This window comes from Aureimonas altamirensis, from assembly GCF_001463885.1.
GTDB classification, from domain to species: Bacteria; Pseudomonadota; Alphaproteobacteria; order Rhizobiales; family Rhizobiaceae; genus Aureimonas; species Aureimonas altamirensis.
In genome coordinates this window covers 30644-46156 of sequence record NZ_BBWQ01000026.1, presented here as the reverse complement: position 1 = coordinate 46156, position 15513 = coordinate 30644, and the positions used below count along the sequence as shown (strand labels likewise).

Here is a 15513-nt window from a genome sequence, read left to right as displayed (position 1 = left end):
GGATTTCCGCTTCCACGGCAAACCTGTGTACAGTGATCGACAGCTGTTTTCCAAGGAGATGCCAATTGCCCATGCGACATCAAACTGCTGGTCAGGCCTATGAAAAGCTGGACCTGGTTGACCAGCATTGGGTACTCCGGGGTGAGGTCGAAGTTCCGCCCGAGGCCGAGGGCGTCAGTCTTGTTCCGGCGGTGGACAAGTCCGTCCGCATTCTCAAGCTTCTCAATGGCTACCCGGCCGGGCTGACCCTGGCCGAGATCGTGCGGGCGACCGGCGTTACCAAATCGCACGGCCACGGCATCTTGCGCACCCTGTGCGATCACGACTGGCTGCTGTTCGATGCCGCCAGCAAGCGCTACCGGCTCTATGTGGGTATCGCGCGCGACCTGTCCGGCGCACTCGACGAAGAACTGCCGATGCGCGAGCTTCTGCCGACGCTGGACCTTCTCAGCGAGGAGGCCGGCACATCGTGTGTCCTGTCCAAACCCCTGCCGGATGGCGGTTTTCTGGTGGTTGACAAGCGCAGTGCAAGCAACAATGTCGAGATCAGTTACCCGATGGGGTTCCGGCTGCCCGCCGACGCATCCGCGCATATGAGGGCGAACCTTGCCTGGAGATCCGGCGCCGAGGTCGACCGCCAGTTGGCGCGCATCACCTTTCACAAGCACACGGCCGAAACCATCGTTGGCGAAGCGGCAGTGCGAGCCGAGCTGGCAGAGACCCGCCAGCGCGGCTATGCCCGCAGCGTTGGCGAGTTCACCGAAGGCGTAATGGCTGTCGCTCTGCCGGTGTTCAACCGTAAGGGGGAGGTGGCTTTCACCCTCGATTGCGTGGGAACGGTGCCATCCATGCTGCCGCGCGAAGCCGCGATCGCCGGCGCCCTGCAGCGGGCGGTTGGCCGCTTGCATCAGCGCCTGGGCAGCCGGCTTCCGGCCGGCTATCCCCCTGCCGCCTCGCGAGGCTAAAGCATCACATCGCCGCTATTGGGTCCGAGCGTCTGGCCGACATAGACATCGCCTGAGGGGCTGGCCGCCAGATGAAGCGCCGTCGGGGCGACCTCATCCGGCACAGCCGCACGGCCCAGCGGCAGCAAGTCCTGCGTGCCGGCCATCGTGGCCGGGTCTAGGTTGGCGTTGAACGTCGTCAGGACGGGTCCGGGCGCGATGGCATTGACCAGTATGCCCTCCCGCGCCACTTCGCGGGCCAAGGCCTTGGTGAAGCCGATAACGCCGGCTTTGGCCGCGGCATAGTGCGTAAAGCGCGCCGCGCCGCGCTGTCCGATCTGACTGGCGATGTTGATGATCCGGCCCGAGCGCTCCTTGCGCATGATGGGCAGGGCAGCACGCGATGCCAGGAAAACGCTGGTCAGGTTGCCGTTCATTACGGCGTTCCAGCTGGCCAGGGACATGTCGGCAAGGGCCATCTCGGAGATGGCGCCGCTGCTGTTGACGAGGATGTCGAGCCGGTCGAAGCGTGACAGGTATTCGGCAAATATTGCCTCCACGCCCGTTTCGCTGGTGACGTCGTGCAGGCAGGCGCAGGCGGCACCGGCGCTGATTGCATCGCAGGCCGCCATCTGCTCGTCCAAAGCGTCGACCCGGCGGTCGACGAGGCAGACTCGGGCGCCTTCGCGGACAAAGAGCTGGGCAATGGCGCCGCCGATGCCACCCCCGCCCCCGGTAATCAAGGCAGTCTTGTCGCTGAGCAATCCCATGATGCGTTTCCTTTGATTGAGATCAGGCGGCTTCGCGCACGGTCTGGACGAGTTGCCCGATGGCGTCCGAGAAGCTGGGCGGCGGCCCGCTTCCGGAGTCGCGCGCCAGTGGCTCGACGTCGAACGTCGTGTCGTAGAGAAAGCTCTCTTCCAACGCGGTCGGATGCGCCTGCGCACCGACGGCGGCAGAGATCGTCTCGGCAGCCGCCCGGTAGCTGACACAGTAGCGGACGGCGTCATAGTGGGGGGCCATCCTTGCCGCATCGGCGAGACCGGCGAAAAGCCGGGCGCAGTCGCCGACCTCGATGCTGGGCTCCATGTTGCCTGCCGGATATGGCACCACGCCGGTCGCCAGACCTTCCGCGATCATCTGGTGCAGAGGGTTGGCGGTGGCGCGGCCCGGACCGAAAACCGAGCCGATGCGGATGCTGGTTGTTTCCATGGTGCTGCCGGCCCAGGCAACCAGTTGCTCACCGAGCGTCTTGCTGACCGCATAGAGACTACCCGGCCGCCCACCGACGCGCTGATGCGCGGCGACAGAGGAGGCGAAGATCAGTCGGCGCACGCCGGCCCGGCCGGCCGCCTCGATGACGTTGAGCGTGCCGTGACCATTGATGGCAAGAACCTGGCCGGGCGCGTCGTTGAGCAGCATCGGACCGGATACGCCGCCCAGGTGGAAGATCACCTCGGGGCGCGCTGCCATGATGCAGTCGGTGATGGCGGGAGCGTCACGCAGATCGATCGGCTGACCTGCCGGGGTATCCAACCCGGTGACGCTATGTCCGAAATCGATCAAGGCGGCGCTGAGCCGACGGCCGAGGAAACCCTTGTGGCCGGTAACGAGACAATGCATGACCCAACCTCAGCGCAGCGTTTCCGCCTCGGTATCCCTGACGAACGCGTCATAGTGATCACGAAACCATTCGGCGATGTCGCGGCGGCGGGCGATCCAGACGTCACCCGTGCTCATGGCGTATTCCAGGAAGCGATGAAGCGCGGCGGTGCGGGCTGCCTGCCCCATCCAATGGGCGTGGATGCCGATAGTCATCACCTTGGGACGGGTTTCGCCTTCGCGGCGGAGATAGTCGATGCCATCCTTGCAATAATCGAAGAAGTCCTGCGGCTTCGAATAGCCCTGGGCGATGATGAAGCGATGATCGTTGTAGGTGCTGCTGTAAGGCAGCACGAGATGTTGCTTGCCCAGGACGTCGGCATAATAGGGGACATCATCGGCGACGGAGTCGCAGTCGTACAGGAAGCCGCCTTCCTCCACGAGCAGTTCGCGCGTGTTGAGCGAGCCGCTGTGGCGGGTCTGCCAGCCGATGGGCCGTTCGCCGCAGGTCTGCCGGATGATATCGACCGCAGCGGCGATGCGCTCCTTTTCCTCCTGGCGAGACATGGTCCACACCTCTTCCCAGCGATACCCATGCGAAGAGCCCTCGTGGCCGGCCTCCTGCACATAGGCGCCAACCTCGGGATTGCGGGCGAAGGCGACGGCACAACCCGAGAAGGTGATCTTGAGCTTGAGATCGTCCAGCATGCGCTGCAGGCGCCAGACGCCGGCGCGGCCGCCGTACTCGGAGACGGACTCGTTGGCGAGGTCGCGATATCGGGAATCGAGCGGATAGGGGAATTCGAAGATCCGGTCGTTCTTGCGATCACCAGAGGGCCAGGAGGCTTCGGCTCCCGTTTCGTAGTTGAGCACCAGGGCCAGGGCCACCTTGGCGCCATTGGGCCAGGTGACCTTGAGGCCCCGTCGGCCATAGCCGGTGAAATTGCGTACCGGGCCGGGGCCCGGCGGGTCCTGGAGGACGTCGAGACGAGGATTGGACATGGGTGACTTCCTGTTGGGAGGGGGCCTAGCGCTCGCGCCAGGCAAAGAGACGGTCTTCAAGCGCCAGGAACAGGTAATTGCTCGACAGGCCCAGAAGTCCGATGACCACCGCGCCAACCATCATGTTGTCGATCTGGAACCAGACGCGGGAAAAGTTGATGAGGTAGCCAAGGCCTTCATTGGCGGCGATGAACTCGGCGCCGACGATGACAAACCAGGCTGTGGCGAGAGCCAGCCGCACCCCCACCATCACCTGCGGCAGGGCGGCACGTAACGTGACGTGGGAAAAGGTCTGGCGGCGGTTGAGACCGAGACTGCCCGAGGCCTGGTAGAGGACGGGTGGAATGTCCCGTATCGCCTCGACCGCGGTGATGAAGATAATGAAGAAGGTGCTGTAGGCGATGAACAGGATTTTGGTCGTCTCGCCGATGCCGAACCAGACGATGAAAATCGGCAGGAGCGCCAAAGTCGGCATAGGCCGCAGAAGCTCGATGACAGGATCGATGACGATTTCGACCAGGCGACTGCCCGTCACCAGCACCGCAAGCAGAACCGCCAGCGGCAATGCAATGGCCATGCCGGTCAGTACACGCAGCACCGACGCGGTGATGTGGGTCCATAGAACGCCGGTCACAGCCAGCTGCCACCCGGCAACCAGAATGCGAAGGGGTGAGGGGACCAGCACCGCATTGTAAAAGGGCACGATTTCGTTGAGCCAGGCGAGGCCCTGCCAGAAGAGCAGCACGGCGCAGAGGCTCAGCACTTTGGGCGAAACAGTGAAGCGCGACACGCTCATCGTGCATCCTCTGAATGGACGCCTTCGGCCAGTTCGAGATGGCGATGAACTTCGCGTTCGAAGGCGACGACGGCGTCGTCGAGCCGATTGCGTGGACGAGGCAGCGGACTCTTGATGCTGGCGATGATGTTGCCGCCCTGGCGGCCCATGATGGTGACGCGATCCCCAAGCAGCACTGCCTCCTGGACGCTGTGGGTGACGAAGATGACAGTGCGCTTGAGCGTCTCCCAGATGTCGAGCAGCTGATATTGCAGGTGCTCGCGCGTCTGGGCATCCAGCGCGGCGAAGGGCTCGTCCATCAGGATGACGTCGGGCTCGGCAACGAGGGTACGGGCGATGGCTGCGCGCTGACGCATGCCGCCGGATAGCTCCTTGGGATATTTGAGGCGATGGTCCCAGAGGCCGACGGTGCGCAGCATGCGTTCGGCACGTTCGCGCTGTTCCGGGCCGGGGAGGCCACGCGCTTCGAGGCCCAGTTCAACATTGCGCTGCACTGTGTACCAGGGGAACAGCGCATACTGCTGGAAGACCATGCCCCGGTCGGGTCCGGGGCCGTCGACAGGCTTGCCGCCCACCAGAATGCGCCCGCTTGTGGGCTGGGCGAAGCCGCCCACCAGATTGAGCACGGTCGACTTTCCGCAGCCGCTGGGACCAAGAAGGCAGATGAACTCGTTTTCGGCGACCGTATGGGAGAAGTCCGCCAGCGCCGTATAGGGTTGGGAACCACGCCGGCCGCGGAATGTCATTCCGACATTCTCGAAAGCAACGCTGTGAGACATGGGTATGTTTTCCGGTGGGCGGTGTCGGGGCTAGATGCGAACCGCGTCGGGCAGCACTTCACGCAGGAGGCTCATGTCGAGCAGGTCGGCAATGGGCGCACCGGTTTCGAGGTAGCCGCGACTGATCGCCCAATCCTGGTAGACAGGGTAGCCTTCGATCACGCGGTTATCGACGATGGGGCTGTAGTCATTGGCCTGGAGGATGGCCAGGAGGCCGTCGGCCGGAATGCCAAGATTGCGGGAGATCGGCTCCACAGTGCTTTCCGGGTCGGAAACAATGACCGCGGTCGCCTTGGCCAGCGCGCCGATCAGGGCCTTGAGCGTGCCGGGATTGGCTTCGATGAAGTCGCCCGTGGTTGCAAGGCCAGTGGAGAGATAAAGGTAGTTCACCGCCTTGGGCGTATTGGGGTCTTCGATGTAGGACCGACTGCCGGTGAAATACACGCGCCCACCCATCCTGGCGGCGTTGGAGACATAGGGTTCCCAGCAGGCCATCACATCGATATCGCCGCGCATCAGGGCCATGGCCTGTTCAGGCGGTTCGACATTGACGAACTGCAGGCTGGAGAAATCGATTCCGTAGTCCTTGCACATGTTGAGAATGGCAAGCTCTACGGCGGCGCCGCTATACATGCCGACGCGTTTGCCAGCCAGATCGGCCGGCTTGTCGATGCCGGAATTGTTGCCGATGACCACGCCTTGGGTGTTGGAAATGTCGGACAGCTTCATCACCCATTTGAAGTCGATCCCCTTTTCGCGGAGAGATGCGAGCTGCTCTAGTGCCGAAGCCAGGATCTGTACGCGGCCGCTTGCGGCAAGACTGGGCAGGTCAGGGCCATTGACGGTGTAGTTGACGGCAACGTTGAGGCCGGCTTCCTCGAAGAACCCCAGCTCCTGCGCCAAAGCTATCTGGGCAGAGTGCTGCGGATCGCGCACGCTGATCAGTTCAATGTCGGTTGTTTCAAGCCCGGCCTGAGCGAAGGACGGATGAATGAGCCGAGTTGCCGCCGTGGCTCCGGCCAAGGCCGCCGCACCCTTCAGAAGGCTGCGACGCGATACAGAATCCCACACCATGATGACGTCCCCAAAAGTTCTATATAGAGAACAATGTTCTCTATAATGTCCGGTGCTGATCGGAATTGCAATAGATTGGACTGCCTAATATATAGGCGTACACAGCCGGACGTTTCGGATATTTTCAGGCAGTTTTAGAGCCGACGTTGGTAAGGATTGCGGCTCAAGCATCGGAAAGTGGGCCGACCTCGTCCTGATTAAATTTTCCGCTTCGAAAGCGACGATGCGCCCACAATTTGGTCGGCGATCGATTGGCTGATACCGGAACCGATTGGGAGAAAGGCCGCGTGAACCCAGATCAGACCTTGAAGAGCGGATACGAGGTCGGTGCCCGACGGATAGCCGAAGCCATAATCGCCAAGGCCACCGCTCCGAGCGCGTCAGACAAAGATCGGACGGACGCGGAGACCGCCATGATAATCCTTGCCAAGGCCGAGAAGCGTGCCGGGTCTGCCGATCATGCGACCGGTGAAGCAATGATCGCCGAGCGGGTCGAAGCGCAGATCGTCGAAATGACGAGGCATGGTGCCTCTGACGAAGAGATACACGCTTCGGTAATGCAGTCGGTTGCGCGGTCGCAGGCTTTGGAGCAGCAATTGACGGCCAAACTCGATCATGAAGCCGCGAATGCATGGAAGGAAGCATTTGAGCATCTGGCCCGCATGATCGACGCCGGCGAGCCGGGATTGGTTAGGTGAGCCCAAATCGCTAAGGCGAAGGGTTATCCACCTTCGATCCCAAGCTGCTGCGCAGTGATGGACGCGGCATTGTAGCAGTGGAATGACGTGACCTTGCCGTTCGCCAGGTGGAACACACGTCGCAGCACGGAACATCGATCGTGAGACCTGTCGGCGCAAGTGTGCCGGAGGGCAGGACCAGATCGCCGAGGTGCGTTCCGCGAATGGCCAGTTCCACCACCACGACGTCACCCGCCGTGTAGAGCTTGGAGAGCTCGCGATGAATATCCGGGAAGGCGGTGGTCAGCCTGCCGATATAGTCGCCGATCGCTCGACCGCGCAGCGTTGCCCCGGTGGGAATATCGGTCAGGTAGCCGTCGTCGGAGAAGGCGGCGACGAACCGCTCCATGTCCGATCCTTCGCCTTCGGCCAGGTCGTATAGCTCGCGGATGATCGTTTCGTTGTCACGCATGATGGGGTCCTTCTTAAAACCGGACACAGGGCGGGCGAGCGGTGCTCAGATCTGCGCCTGCCCACCATCGGCGAACAGTTCGCTGCCGTTGACGAAGCTCGACTCCGCGGAGGCCAGGAACAGGGCTGCGGCGGCCGTCTCGTCCGGCGAACCAAGCCGTCCAAGCGGAATCTGCGCCTCCATGGCCGAGACAAACGACCGCCCCGCTTCCTCGCTTGGCGACAGGCCGTGGAGGCCCGGCGTCGAGGTGGCGCCTGGCACCAGCACGTTGACGCGAATGTGGCGCGGGGCGAGGTCCAGGCACCAGTTGCGGGCAAAGCTGCGGATTGCCGCCTTGCTGGCGCTATATACGCTGAACGCCGCCGCCCCCGAACTGGCGGTCGTAGAGCCGGTCAGGATGACCGAGGCGCCGTCCACCAGAAGCGGCAGCGCCTTCTGCACCGTGAACAGCGTACCCTTGACGTTGGTGGCGAAAGTGCGTTCGACATGCTCTTCGGTGATGTCTTCAAGAGCCGCGAATTCACCGCCGCCGGCATTTGCAAACAGGACATCGATCCGGCCGGCGTCCCGGGCCACGATCTCGAAAAGCCTGTCCAGGTCTACAAGGCTTGCTACGTCACCCTGTACGCCGATTGCGCCGTGGCCGACTTCGGCCACCGCTGCGTCGAGCTCGCGCTGCCTTCGGCCCGTCATGAAGACGCGCGCGCCCTCGCTTGCGAAGCGTTTGGCGCTTGCCAAACCGATACCGCTATTGGCGCCTGTGATGACGGCCACCTTGTCTTTCAAACGATCCATCGACGTCTCCTTAGTGTTGGAGCCGATATGGACAGGCGCTGGCGCAGAGACTAGTACGGACAAAAAGGTTAGTGAAAGGATCGGGATGTGAGCCAGGGTAACAGCGACTGCGGCCTCGACGTCGCGCTTGCCGTGATGGGCGGCAAATGGAAGCCGATCATTCTGTACCACCTGCGCCCGGGGCCACGGCGTTTCGGTGATCTTCGGCGTTTGGTGACAGGCATCAGCGAGAAGGTGCTGATCCAACAGTTGCGAGAGCTCGTCGCGGCGGGCGTCATCGTGCGTCGTGACTACAGCGAAGTGCCGCCCAAGGTCGACTACACCGTGACGCCCTTCGGGGAGACGCTGGTCGAGGCGCTGATGCCGCTCTGCGTCTGGGGCAACGAGCATCGAACCCAACTCGAGGCCCACGGCCTTGTGCCAGCTGTGGCAAAAGCCTTACCGTCGCATGGCTCGTGACCCTAACAAAGAGTCCTTAGCTCATGTCCCAGTTCAGTCCCGCATAAGCGGATATTGGACAAGTGCGCACGAGTGAATCGTGCGAGGTGAACGCGACGCCCTTACTCGGTGAGCCAGTGTGGTGAGGACGACGATTCGTACGCGGCGGATCGAACAGCAGCTTTATCGAATTTATCTTCGCAGCAGAAAGCGCGCGGCGAGGAAATTGACAGCGGTCGTCGCAACCATAACAATAAGAATGCCGATGCGTGGCGCAATTCCCGCATGGTCCAGTCCTTGAAGTAACGCAAGGCCAAACAGAAAAACGCCGAGATACGTCGCTCCCAATAACAAGCGATCAACGGGTGCTGTACGGCCTTCTGGAAACACTCGAGCAGGATAAAAAATCATAATGAACGCGATCCCCGTTAACCAGGCAAACGCGTAAGCAAGTTGATGAGACATCGCGTAAAGGAGGGCTTGATACACGAGCAAGGTTAAAGCCGCATTCAAGGCGCCCGCAACAATAAAGCGGACTGCATCTGATTTTAAGGATGTGCGCAAATCAGCTCTTGCTCGATGCGGCCGCCAACTTTAAAAAATCGCCATAGTCGCGGATGTAGTCATTGCTTTCGTATAGATGTGAGGCCGCGACCATCAGGACGCTTTCACGATCGAATTTATACTGCACCCCCCAAACCATTGGCGGAAGATATAGGCCCATGGTCTGATCCGTGAGGCGAACCTCGCGCCTATGCATTCCATCGTCAAGCACCACAGAGACCCCTCCATGTGCGGCGACAAGAAACTGCTCGCAGCGATGATGGGCATGCTCTCCTCGCACGTGATGACTGGCTACACCATAAACCAGGAATATTCGGGCTGGCGCAAAAGGAAGCCCCTTATTCAGTTCCAATGGAGTGAGGCTACCGCGCATGTCAGTGAAATGAGGCAAGCGCTCTACGAAGCAGCGGCCGATGCCGAGTTGAACGCGACTCCCTATTGCCACGCCCAATTCACCTTCGGAGATCGTCGATGACCCCTCAGTCCCCTCGCGTTTTGTCGCCGAATTGTCTTGGTAGCCGATGATTTTAGCCGGGTTCCCAACAACCGTTGCATTGGCCGGAACGTCGCGCGTCACGACCGCCCCAGCGCCAACCATCGCACCGCGACCTATCTTTACTCCGGGCAGGATTGTTGCATTGGCTCCAACTGACGCGTCATCCTCCACAACCGTTTGGAGAAATGCCTCTGGATATTGCTTCGACCTAGGGAAGCGGTCGTTGGTGAAAGTGACATTGGGGCCAATGAAGACACGGTCGCCCAACCGTACTCCATCCCAAAGCTGCACGCCGCACTTCACTGTCACGCCGTCGCCCACTACGACGTCGTTTTCAATGAAAACGTGATCGCAGATGTTGCAATCCCGTCCGAGCCTGGCTCCTGGCAACACGTGTGCGAAGGCCCAAATCCTTGTTCCTGCGCCGACGTTTTCAGTTTCACATAGTCCTTGAGGGTGGACGAATGGCTGATTGTATGATGCTTGCGACAAACTGCAGCTCCGCCGATTGATGATGCTAGGCCCGAGGACTTCCGACAGAAGTCACTACCCTGCTGATGATGCGCAAGGGGCGGCGTTTTGTATTTTCGAAGGTTCGCCAAAGATATGAACCAAGGATGCCCTGAACGGCAAGCATCGCCGAAGCGGTGAATGTAACCAATACAACGATTGCGGCGTAGCCGGGCTCTGTCACGAAGCCGGCGATGCGTGCAAAGGCTATTACTAGACCAAAGGTCAGGCTTAGGAAGCAGCCGGCAACACCGAACCACAGCACGCAAAGGATCGGGAGGTCGGAAAATGAAAAAATGCTGTCCATCATGTAGCGGAGGCGACGCGAAAGGTTCCACGAGCTCGTACCCTTCAGCCGCTTGCGCCGTTCGTAGGGTACAAAGGTGCGTCGAAAGCCAATCCAGAACAGCTGCGCAATCAGAGAGCTGTTCGGCTCTGCTATTTCGAGGACCGTGTCTGCCGCCATCCGGTTGCAGCCAAATATGTCGACGCCGCCCTTGGGGACGTCTTTGACAACGAGCTTCCGATAGAGCCACCAAAAGCCGTTTGAAAGGGCATCACGAAGCAAAGCGTCATGTCGGCCCATGCGTTGACCGAAAACAACGTCGGCGTCATCATTCTCAAGTATCGCGTAGAATTTGCAAATGAGCTCAGGGGGTTCTTGCAGGTCGGCCGCCATTGCAGCGATCACCTGACCTTTACTCAACTCAATACCTGTGCGAATGGCCGTAAAGGAACCGAAATTTCGGCTGTGAAACGCAATCTGCGATTCGAAATGCATGCGTTCGCGGGCTGCCAGCAGCAACTCGCCCGAACGGTCCGGTGAGCCGTCGACAACAAACACGACCTCCATTCCGCCGACGTCGCGATCAAGTGCGTTCAAGGCCTCGACCAGATCCTCGACATTTTCCTCGTTGCCGTAAATCGGGATTACGAGGGATCGTAACTTGGCATCAGACAGTTCAGGAGCTATGCCGTTGGCAGAGGTTGCTAGATCTGCCACGAGCTCAACGCCTCGCAAACGTTGTTGATTTCATCCTCACGCATTGTCGGAAAACAGGGTAGCGTTAGCAGACGCGGGACGCTGGTCCGCGCCACAGTTAGCCCCCCTGGCGCCTCTCTGCTCGGCAATCTCCCCCAGGCAGGCTGGTCGACATCAAGCACTGGATAGTGAATATCAGTGCCGATACCATTCTCGGTCAGGTGCTGCCGCAGGTTGTCCCGCTGACCGCATAGAACGACAGCCAGATGACCAACCGTATTAGTTGGCGCTCGAACAAGCACTATCCCGCTCGGTAGTGCCGCTGCGTAGCGATCCAGTATGAAGGTTCGGCGAGCGTTGGCCTCGTCTAATCGAGGCAGGAGAACCGAAAGGATCGCCGCTTGGACCTCATCAAGGCGAGAGTTCCGACCAAATGGCTCGCCGATCGTGTATTTCGCGGCCCAGCCGTACTGGCGCAGTGCGTTCGCAGCGGCCGCCAGATCGGCGTCGCTACTGACGATCGCTCCCGCATCACCGCAAGCGCCGAGGTTCTTTGTGGGGTAAAAGCTGAATGTCGCTATATCCCCAAGGCTCCCGACCCTTCTGCCCCCAACCAGAGCGCCATGAGCTTGAGCGCAGTCTTCCAGGATTGCGATATCGCCTCGTCCCATCTCGTTCATTCGGCGCCGCAGCACGGGCACATCCACTGCCCCACCATAGAGATGCGTTACAACCACAAACGCAGTGTCAGGGCTCACGCACGAAAGTATGGAATCGATCGATACAAGTTGGCTTGCTTCGTCGATATCTGCATAGACGGGTACAAGCCCGGTCAGATGGCAGGCGATTGCGGAGTAACCGCCAGCATTGGGAACTGTAATCACTTCCCGGCCCGCAGGCCGGCGAGATGCGATAATGGCTCGATATGCGATCTCAAGGGCGTCTGACCCGTTGGCGACACCGATACAGTGTTCCACCCCGACATAGGCAGCGAATTCGGCGCAGAAAGCTTCAGTTTTCTTCCCGTTTAGCCACCAGCCCGAAGCCAGTGTTTCCGAGGCAGCTTCTAGCAACGGCGCGGCGTACTCGTCGATGTTGCGTCTCAGGTTATTCAAGGGGATTCTCGGCATATTGACTCGTGATCGCTTTCTGTCGCCCGTCCGCTACCGAAGGTTAGCTACGTCATTTTGCGCCGACGCGGAAGGCCTGAGACCTGAAGGCAAATCACAATCACGCATTTTTACTTCGTTGCCGCACAAGACCTAGAGTTTTGTGGCAAAGACGCGCGGCACGGGCCGCATGCCGAAGAGTGATGCCATAGAGGGGGGGTCCGCTTCGCATCTCTGATCTGATCCAAACTAAAGTCTCGATCTCGGCAGATAGAGGGTAGCTACAGTCTACGCCTGTTTGGTGCGATCAGATCGGGCATGTATGGCGCCTTCGGAGCTTTCTGCTCTAAACGGCGAAGCGGGCAAGCCGCTTCAAGCGCGGCCTGTCGTTGTGTTTGGCGTTAAGACACCGTTGCGACGCAGGTATATTATATGGGACGGATGACGCTACCAGAGAAGAACGGGGTCAGTAGTCTCAAACATGGACGACGAGTTGAGCAGGCAAAGTCCCACGAATATCAGAAGTTGGACATAAAAATCTTTCCTGACCATGTAGGGGAGACAATCCCTTAACGCAAAAATTCCCAACGCGCTGTAGCCGACTATTAAAGGCATAAAGAAGCGAACCTCCACTATGAATGGGATCGCTGAAAACGCAGGGAAAACTAACGCAATCAGCATTAAAATTCTTTGCATTTTCATGTCACCGCACCAGCGCACTAATTTGGTTGCAGCAAGCAAAGCGATAAACAGAACTGAAAAATTGACGGCGGAAATCAACATAATGTTGCGTGAGAAATCATAAATATAAACACTATTATACTTTATATCAATCCCGGAAAAAAAATGTTGTCCGTAAATTATTGCCATGTCTTTCGGGTATGTCAGCCATAAGCGCGCATAATGGGTTGCCGGGATGGCGCCATCAAAAAAAGATTCCTTGCTGCTTTTGATGCCTTCCTTCGATAGGATTTCTGCACCTCGTTTGTCAGGAAATACAAGTGATCCGGGGTATGTGGCATCTCCAGCGTTCCACTCAACTTTGCGAAACTGTAGGCCGCCTTTGAGTTGGCCTTCAAGCACGCTGTTTTTTGGAGCGGCTGACGTATTCATCCAAACCAGAGCTGATAACGGCATGAGGAAGCATCCCAAGAGAAAAACTGCAGCGAATGCAGTTCGCTTTGAAAGCTTCTGGCGCAGCACGATAATGACGAGCAATATCGGAACTGATACTACGTAATTCAGCCTGAGCATTATCGAGAAGGCAACCAGGATACCTGCTAGCGCGTACCATCGGCCTCTGCCCTCATTCAGGGCCTTGACTAAGGCTAATAAGCCAGTCGCAAAGAAAAATAGAGCTGTTGTATCGGTTTGCGGATACAAATAATAGCCAGAAAAGAACACAAAATTCCACAAAGAGAATAGGCATATTTCTAGTATTCTTATGCGCTTTGATAATATAAACTCGTATAGTTTAGGAAAAATGTATACAACTAGAAAGGCAAACATCATCGACAACGAGAACCGAAGTGTAATTAATTCGCTAACGCCAATCAGGTTAGAAATTTTAAATAGCAAGTTATAAAGTATGAACGTAAATGGCCCACGATACTCGACGTAAGATGTCTCCCTGTTTTCGTCGTATAGTGTTCTTGCGACTTCCCAAGTATGATATGCGTCACCTAGGAAAGGTAGGTCGGAGTTAGCGTAGCAGTAGAGCGCCATTACTCCGAACGTAAGTGAGAATGCGATAAAACGCGAACTCTTAAATGTACTTGCATTTATATGAAGCATATTGCTCTTTTGCTACCGTCTGTTGAGTGTTCGCCTGCAATCCCGTTAAGCAGTGCGCGGCTGGCTTATTGATACATGAGCCATTGAATTGCTGAGGTTCCCCCAGAGGCACACCAGAGAGGCCGATGATGCCACTACGCGCCACCCCAGCTATCACGGGCGGTATTATGGAACAGAGAGATCGATGTCCTATCCCATAATAAGGCCGCCGACCAGCCGGGCAATACTCTCGCAATGCCAGCGCCGACTATGTCAACCATTGGACGCTTTCCCTTCAACCGTTGCCTCGGCGCGCAGGATCGGAGAAACGCTGTAACGTTTGATCCAGTGAGATGGCAAAGGCTGTCTCACCGTTGATCAACGCAAGTATAAGAACCAACTTGGCTGACCTGCTGAAGCGGCTAGGCTGTGAAGCTTTCATTGCGCGGCAGAGTGCCAGACCTAGTTCAACTGGCGCCTGGCGAGGGAGGGGCGTCGTTATTCTCGCTGACACACGCGGTAACAACCAGATGTGTCTGGTGATCCCAGTTGGATTCGAACCAACGACCCCCAGATTAGGAATCTGGTGCTCTATCCTGCTGAGCTATGGGACCAGCCGGCGCGGACAATAGGCGAAGAGCGGCCGGCCGCAAAGGTGGAAAATGTCCGTGCCCGACTATTCCTGTGCGCTGAAAATGGCGAAGGCGCGGCCCGCCGAAATCTCGATCTCGACCGGACCCAGCGCTTCGTTGGACTGGGTGAGAAGAGACCCGAAGGGAAGCTCGATGTTGCCGAGGGGCCATTTCGCGCCGCGGATGGTCAGCCCGGACAGGGCCGAGAATTTGCAGACGGAAAACTGCATGCCCCGCTGCGCCGCGTGGCGCAGGGTCCGGCCCGGCACAAGCGGAAAGACATGCTCCCGCCCGTCGAAAAGCCATAGCCTGTCGAACCGGTCCGCTTGGGCGACCGCCATGTTGAGGTTGGAGAAGGCATGATCGGTCCGGGCGCCGCCAAGCGCCCCGATGACGAGCAGGTCCACCGCGCCCATGTCTGCCGCCAGGCGCAAGGCCGTTTCTCCGTCGGTTTCGCCCTTGTCGCGCGGAAGGTCGTGGCGAGGCACGAGCGGGTAGGCGTCGAGGGTGGCTGGATCGACCGAATCGAAATCGCCGACGATCAGGTCAGGCGTCACGCCCAGCGCGGCCGCATGGCGCAAGCCTGCGTCCGCGGCGATGACGCGCCGGCCCGCGATCGCCGCGCGCAAGGCGGCACCGGCGCTGATATCGCCTGCAAGCAAGAGGGCGAAAGAAGTCACGGCGGCGTTCCCTTGCGCTTGCGCCCGAACTGGCAGGCGTTAAAATGGCGTCCACTCACGGGGTGCCCCATACGGGGGCTGAGAGGCAAGAGCCAACCCGAAGAACCTGATCCGGCTCGTACCGGCGGAGGGATGGGAGATGGCCGCCGGCCCCGGCTGCCGCTTGCGCCTTCCGGCTACCATGGATG

The 15513-nt window shown here is 59.1% G+C and carries 17 protein-coding genes, 1 tRNA gene and 1 riboswitch; of the genes, 3 read left to right on the top strand and 15 right to left on the bottom strand.

Features of this window, described 5'->3' with window-relative positions; genetic code table 11:
• Positions 1-71: 71 nt before the first annotated feature.
• Positions 72-965, top strand: coding sequence for an IclR family transcriptional regulator (locus tag AUL31_RS19645; RefSeq protein ID WP_060610799.1), 894 nt, complete (start codon positions 72-74; stop codon positions 963-965).
• On the opposite strand, the gene AUL31_RS19640 is transcribed toward AUL31_RS19645, so the two are convergent.
• Genes AUL31_RS19640 through AUL31_RS19615 form a run of 6 tightly spaced genes read right to left on the bottom strand, consistent with a single transcriptional unit; the run spans position 962 to position 6197 of the window.
• Positions 962-1714 (bottom strand): SDR family NAD(P)-dependent oxidoreductase, encoded by a 753-nt coding sequence (locus AUL31_RS19640; protein WP_060610796.1) that lies wholly within the window; start codon positions 1712-1714, stop codon positions 962-964. The genes AUL31_RS19645 and AUL31_RS19640 overlap by 4 nt on opposite strands.
• A 22-nt stretch (positions 1715-1736) precedes the next feature.
• Entirely contained in the window at positions 1737-2567 is an 831-nt protein-coding gene (locus AUL31_RS19635) for an NAD-dependent epimerase/dehydratase family protein (RefSeq protein WP_060610793.1), read from the bottom strand.
• A gap of 9 nt (positions 2568-2576) precedes the next feature.
• Complete coding sequence (locus AUL31_RS19630; RefSeq protein ID WP_060610788.1) at positions 2577-3548, bottom strand: polysaccharide deacetylase family protein; 972 nt, start codon at positions 3546-3548, stop codon at positions 2577-2579.
• Positions 3549-3573: 25 nt separating this feature from the next.
• Positions 3574-4344, bottom strand: a complete 771-nt coding sequence (locus AUL31_RS19625; RefSeq protein WP_060610785.1) for an ABC transporter permease — start codon at positions 4342-4344, stop codon at positions 3574-3576.
• Positions 4341-5123, bottom strand: a complete 783-nt coding sequence (locus AUL31_RS19620; protein WP_060610780.1) for an ABC transporter ATP-binding protein — start codon at positions 5121-5123, stop codon at positions 4341-4343. Before AUL31_RS19620 ends, AUL31_RS19625 begins: the two co-directional genes overlap by 4 nt.
• 30 nt (positions 5124-5153) lie before the next feature.
• Positions 5154-6197 (bottom strand): ABC transporter substrate-binding protein, encoded by a 1044-nt coding sequence (locus tag AUL31_RS19615; RefSeq protein WP_060610777.1) that lies wholly within the window; start codon positions 6195-6197, stop codon positions 5154-5156.
• 287 nt (positions 6198-6484) lie between these two features.
• On the opposite strand from AUL31_RS19615, the gene AUL31_RS19610 reads away from it, so the two are divergent.
• Positions 6485-6895, top strand: coding sequence for a hypothetical protein (locus AUL31_RS19610; RefSeq protein ID WP_143190316.1), 411 nt, complete (start codon positions 6485-6487; stop codon positions 6893-6895).
• Positions 6896-6905: 10 nt separating this feature from the next.
• Here AUL31_RS19610 and AUL31_RS19605 read toward each other — a convergent pair whose 3' ends face one another.
• Both AUL31_RS19605 and AUL31_RS19600 read right to left on the bottom strand, forming a co-directional pair.
• Positions 6906-7346 (bottom strand): nuclear transport factor 2 family protein, encoded by a 441-nt coding sequence (locus AUL31_RS19605; RefSeq protein ID WP_244489473.1) that lies wholly within the window; start codon positions 7344-7346, stop codon positions 6906-6908.
• 45 nt (positions 7347-7391) lie between these two features.
• On the bottom strand, positions 7392-8141 hold the full coding sequence (locus AUL31_RS19600; protein ID WP_060610770.1) for an SDR family oxidoreductase: 750 nt from the start codon (positions 8139-8141) through the stop codon (positions 7392-7394).
• Positions 8142-8228: 87 nt separating this feature from the next.
• On the opposite strand from AUL31_RS19600, the gene AUL31_RS19595 reads away from it, so the two are divergent.
• Positions 8229-8600 carry a winged helix-turn-helix transcriptional regulator gene (locus tag AUL31_RS19595; protein WP_244489472.1) on the top strand — a complete coding sequence of 124 codons (372 nt, stop codon included), beginning with the start codon at positions 8229-8231 and terminating at the stop codon, positions 8598-8600.
• 171 nt (positions 8601-8771) lie between these two features.
• On the opposite strand, the gene AUL31_RS19590 is transcribed toward AUL31_RS19595, so the two are convergent.
• The 7 genes from AUL31_RS19590 to AUL31_RS19560 form a co-directional block, all read right to left on the bottom strand.
• Positions 8772-9143 carry a GtrA family protein gene (locus AUL31_RS19590; protein WP_073469530.1) on the bottom strand — a complete coding sequence of 124 codons (372 nt, stop codon included), beginning with the start codon at positions 9141-9143 and terminating at the stop codon, positions 8772-8774.
• A 1-nt stretch (position 9144) separates the two neighbouring features.
• On the bottom strand, positions 9145-10131 hold the full coding sequence (locus AUL31_RS20825; protein ID WP_060610764.1) for a WxcM-like domain-containing protein: 987 nt from the start codon (positions 10129-10131) through the stop codon (positions 9145-9147).
• 25 nt (positions 10132-10156) lie between these two features.
• Complete coding sequence (locus AUL31_RS19580; RefSeq protein WP_200801699.1) at positions 10157-11152, bottom strand: glycosyltransferase family 2 protein; 996 nt, start codon at positions 11150-11152, stop codon at positions 10157-10159.
• A complete protein-coding gene (locus tag AUL31_RS20130; RefSeq protein ID WP_159439820.1) occupies positions 11140-12246 on the bottom strand; it encodes a DegT/DnrJ/EryC1/StrS family aminotransferase in 1107 nt (368 codons plus the stop codon). Before AUL31_RS20130 ends, AUL31_RS19580 begins: the two co-directional genes overlap by 13 nt.
• Positions 12247-12687: 441 nt before the next feature.
• The gene (locus AUL31_RS20125; RefSeq protein WP_244489471.1) at positions 12688-13644 is read right to left on the bottom strand and encodes a hypothetical protein; all 957 of its coding nucleotides are present in this window, start codon (positions 13642-13644) and stop codon (positions 12688-12690) included.
• 906 nt (positions 13645-14550) lie between these two features.
• Positions 14551-14627, bottom strand: a tRNA-Arg gene (locus AUL31_RS19565).
• 62 nt (positions 14628-14689) lie between these two features.
• The gene (locus AUL31_RS19560; RefSeq protein ID WP_060610754.1) at positions 14690-15325 is read right to left on the bottom strand and encodes a thiamine diphosphokinase; all 636 of its coding nucleotides are present in this window, start codon (positions 15323-15325) and stop codon (positions 14690-14692) included.
• Between the two features lie 48 nt (positions 15326-15373).
• A riboswitch (TPP riboswitch) is annotated at positions 15374-15475 on the top strand.
• Positions 15476-15513 lie beyond the last annotated feature (38 nt).

Coding starts and splice junctions, on each gene's coding strand:
- AUL31_RS19645 (WP_060610799.1), top strand. CDS start 72: ATGCGACATCAAACTGCTGGTCAGGCCTATGAAAAGCTGGACCTGGTT.
- AUL31_RS19640 (WP_060610796.1), bottom strand. CDS start 1,714: ATGGGATTGCTCAGCGACAAGACTGCCTTGATTACCGGGGGCGGGGGT.
- AUL31_RS19635 (WP_060610793.1), bottom strand. CDS start 2,567: ATGCATTGTCTCGTTACCGGCCACAAGGGTTTCCTCGGCCGTCGGCTC.
- AUL31_RS19630 (WP_060610788.1), bottom strand. CDS start 3,548: ATGTCCAATCCTCGTCTCGACGTCCTCCAGGACCCGCCGGGCCCCGGC.
- AUL31_RS19625 (WP_060610785.1), bottom strand. CDS start 4,344: ATGAGCGTGTCGCGCTTCACTGTTTCGCCCAAAGTGCTGAGCCTCTGC.
- AUL31_RS19620 (WP_060610780.1), bottom strand. CDS start 5,123: ATGTCTCACAGCGTTGCTTTCGAGAATGTCGGAATGACATTCCGCGGC.
- AUL31_RS19615 (WP_060610777.1), bottom strand. CDS start 6,197: ATGGTGTGGGATTCTGTATCGCGTCGCAGCCTTCTGAAGGGTGCGGCG.
- AUL31_RS19605 (WP_244489473.1), bottom strand. CDS start 7,346: ATGCGTGACAACGAAACGATCATCCGCGAGCTATACGACCTGGCCGAA.
- AUL31_RS19600 (WP_060610770.1), bottom strand. CDS start 8,141: ATGGATCGTTTGAAAGACAAGGTGGCCGTCATCACAGGCGCCAATAGC.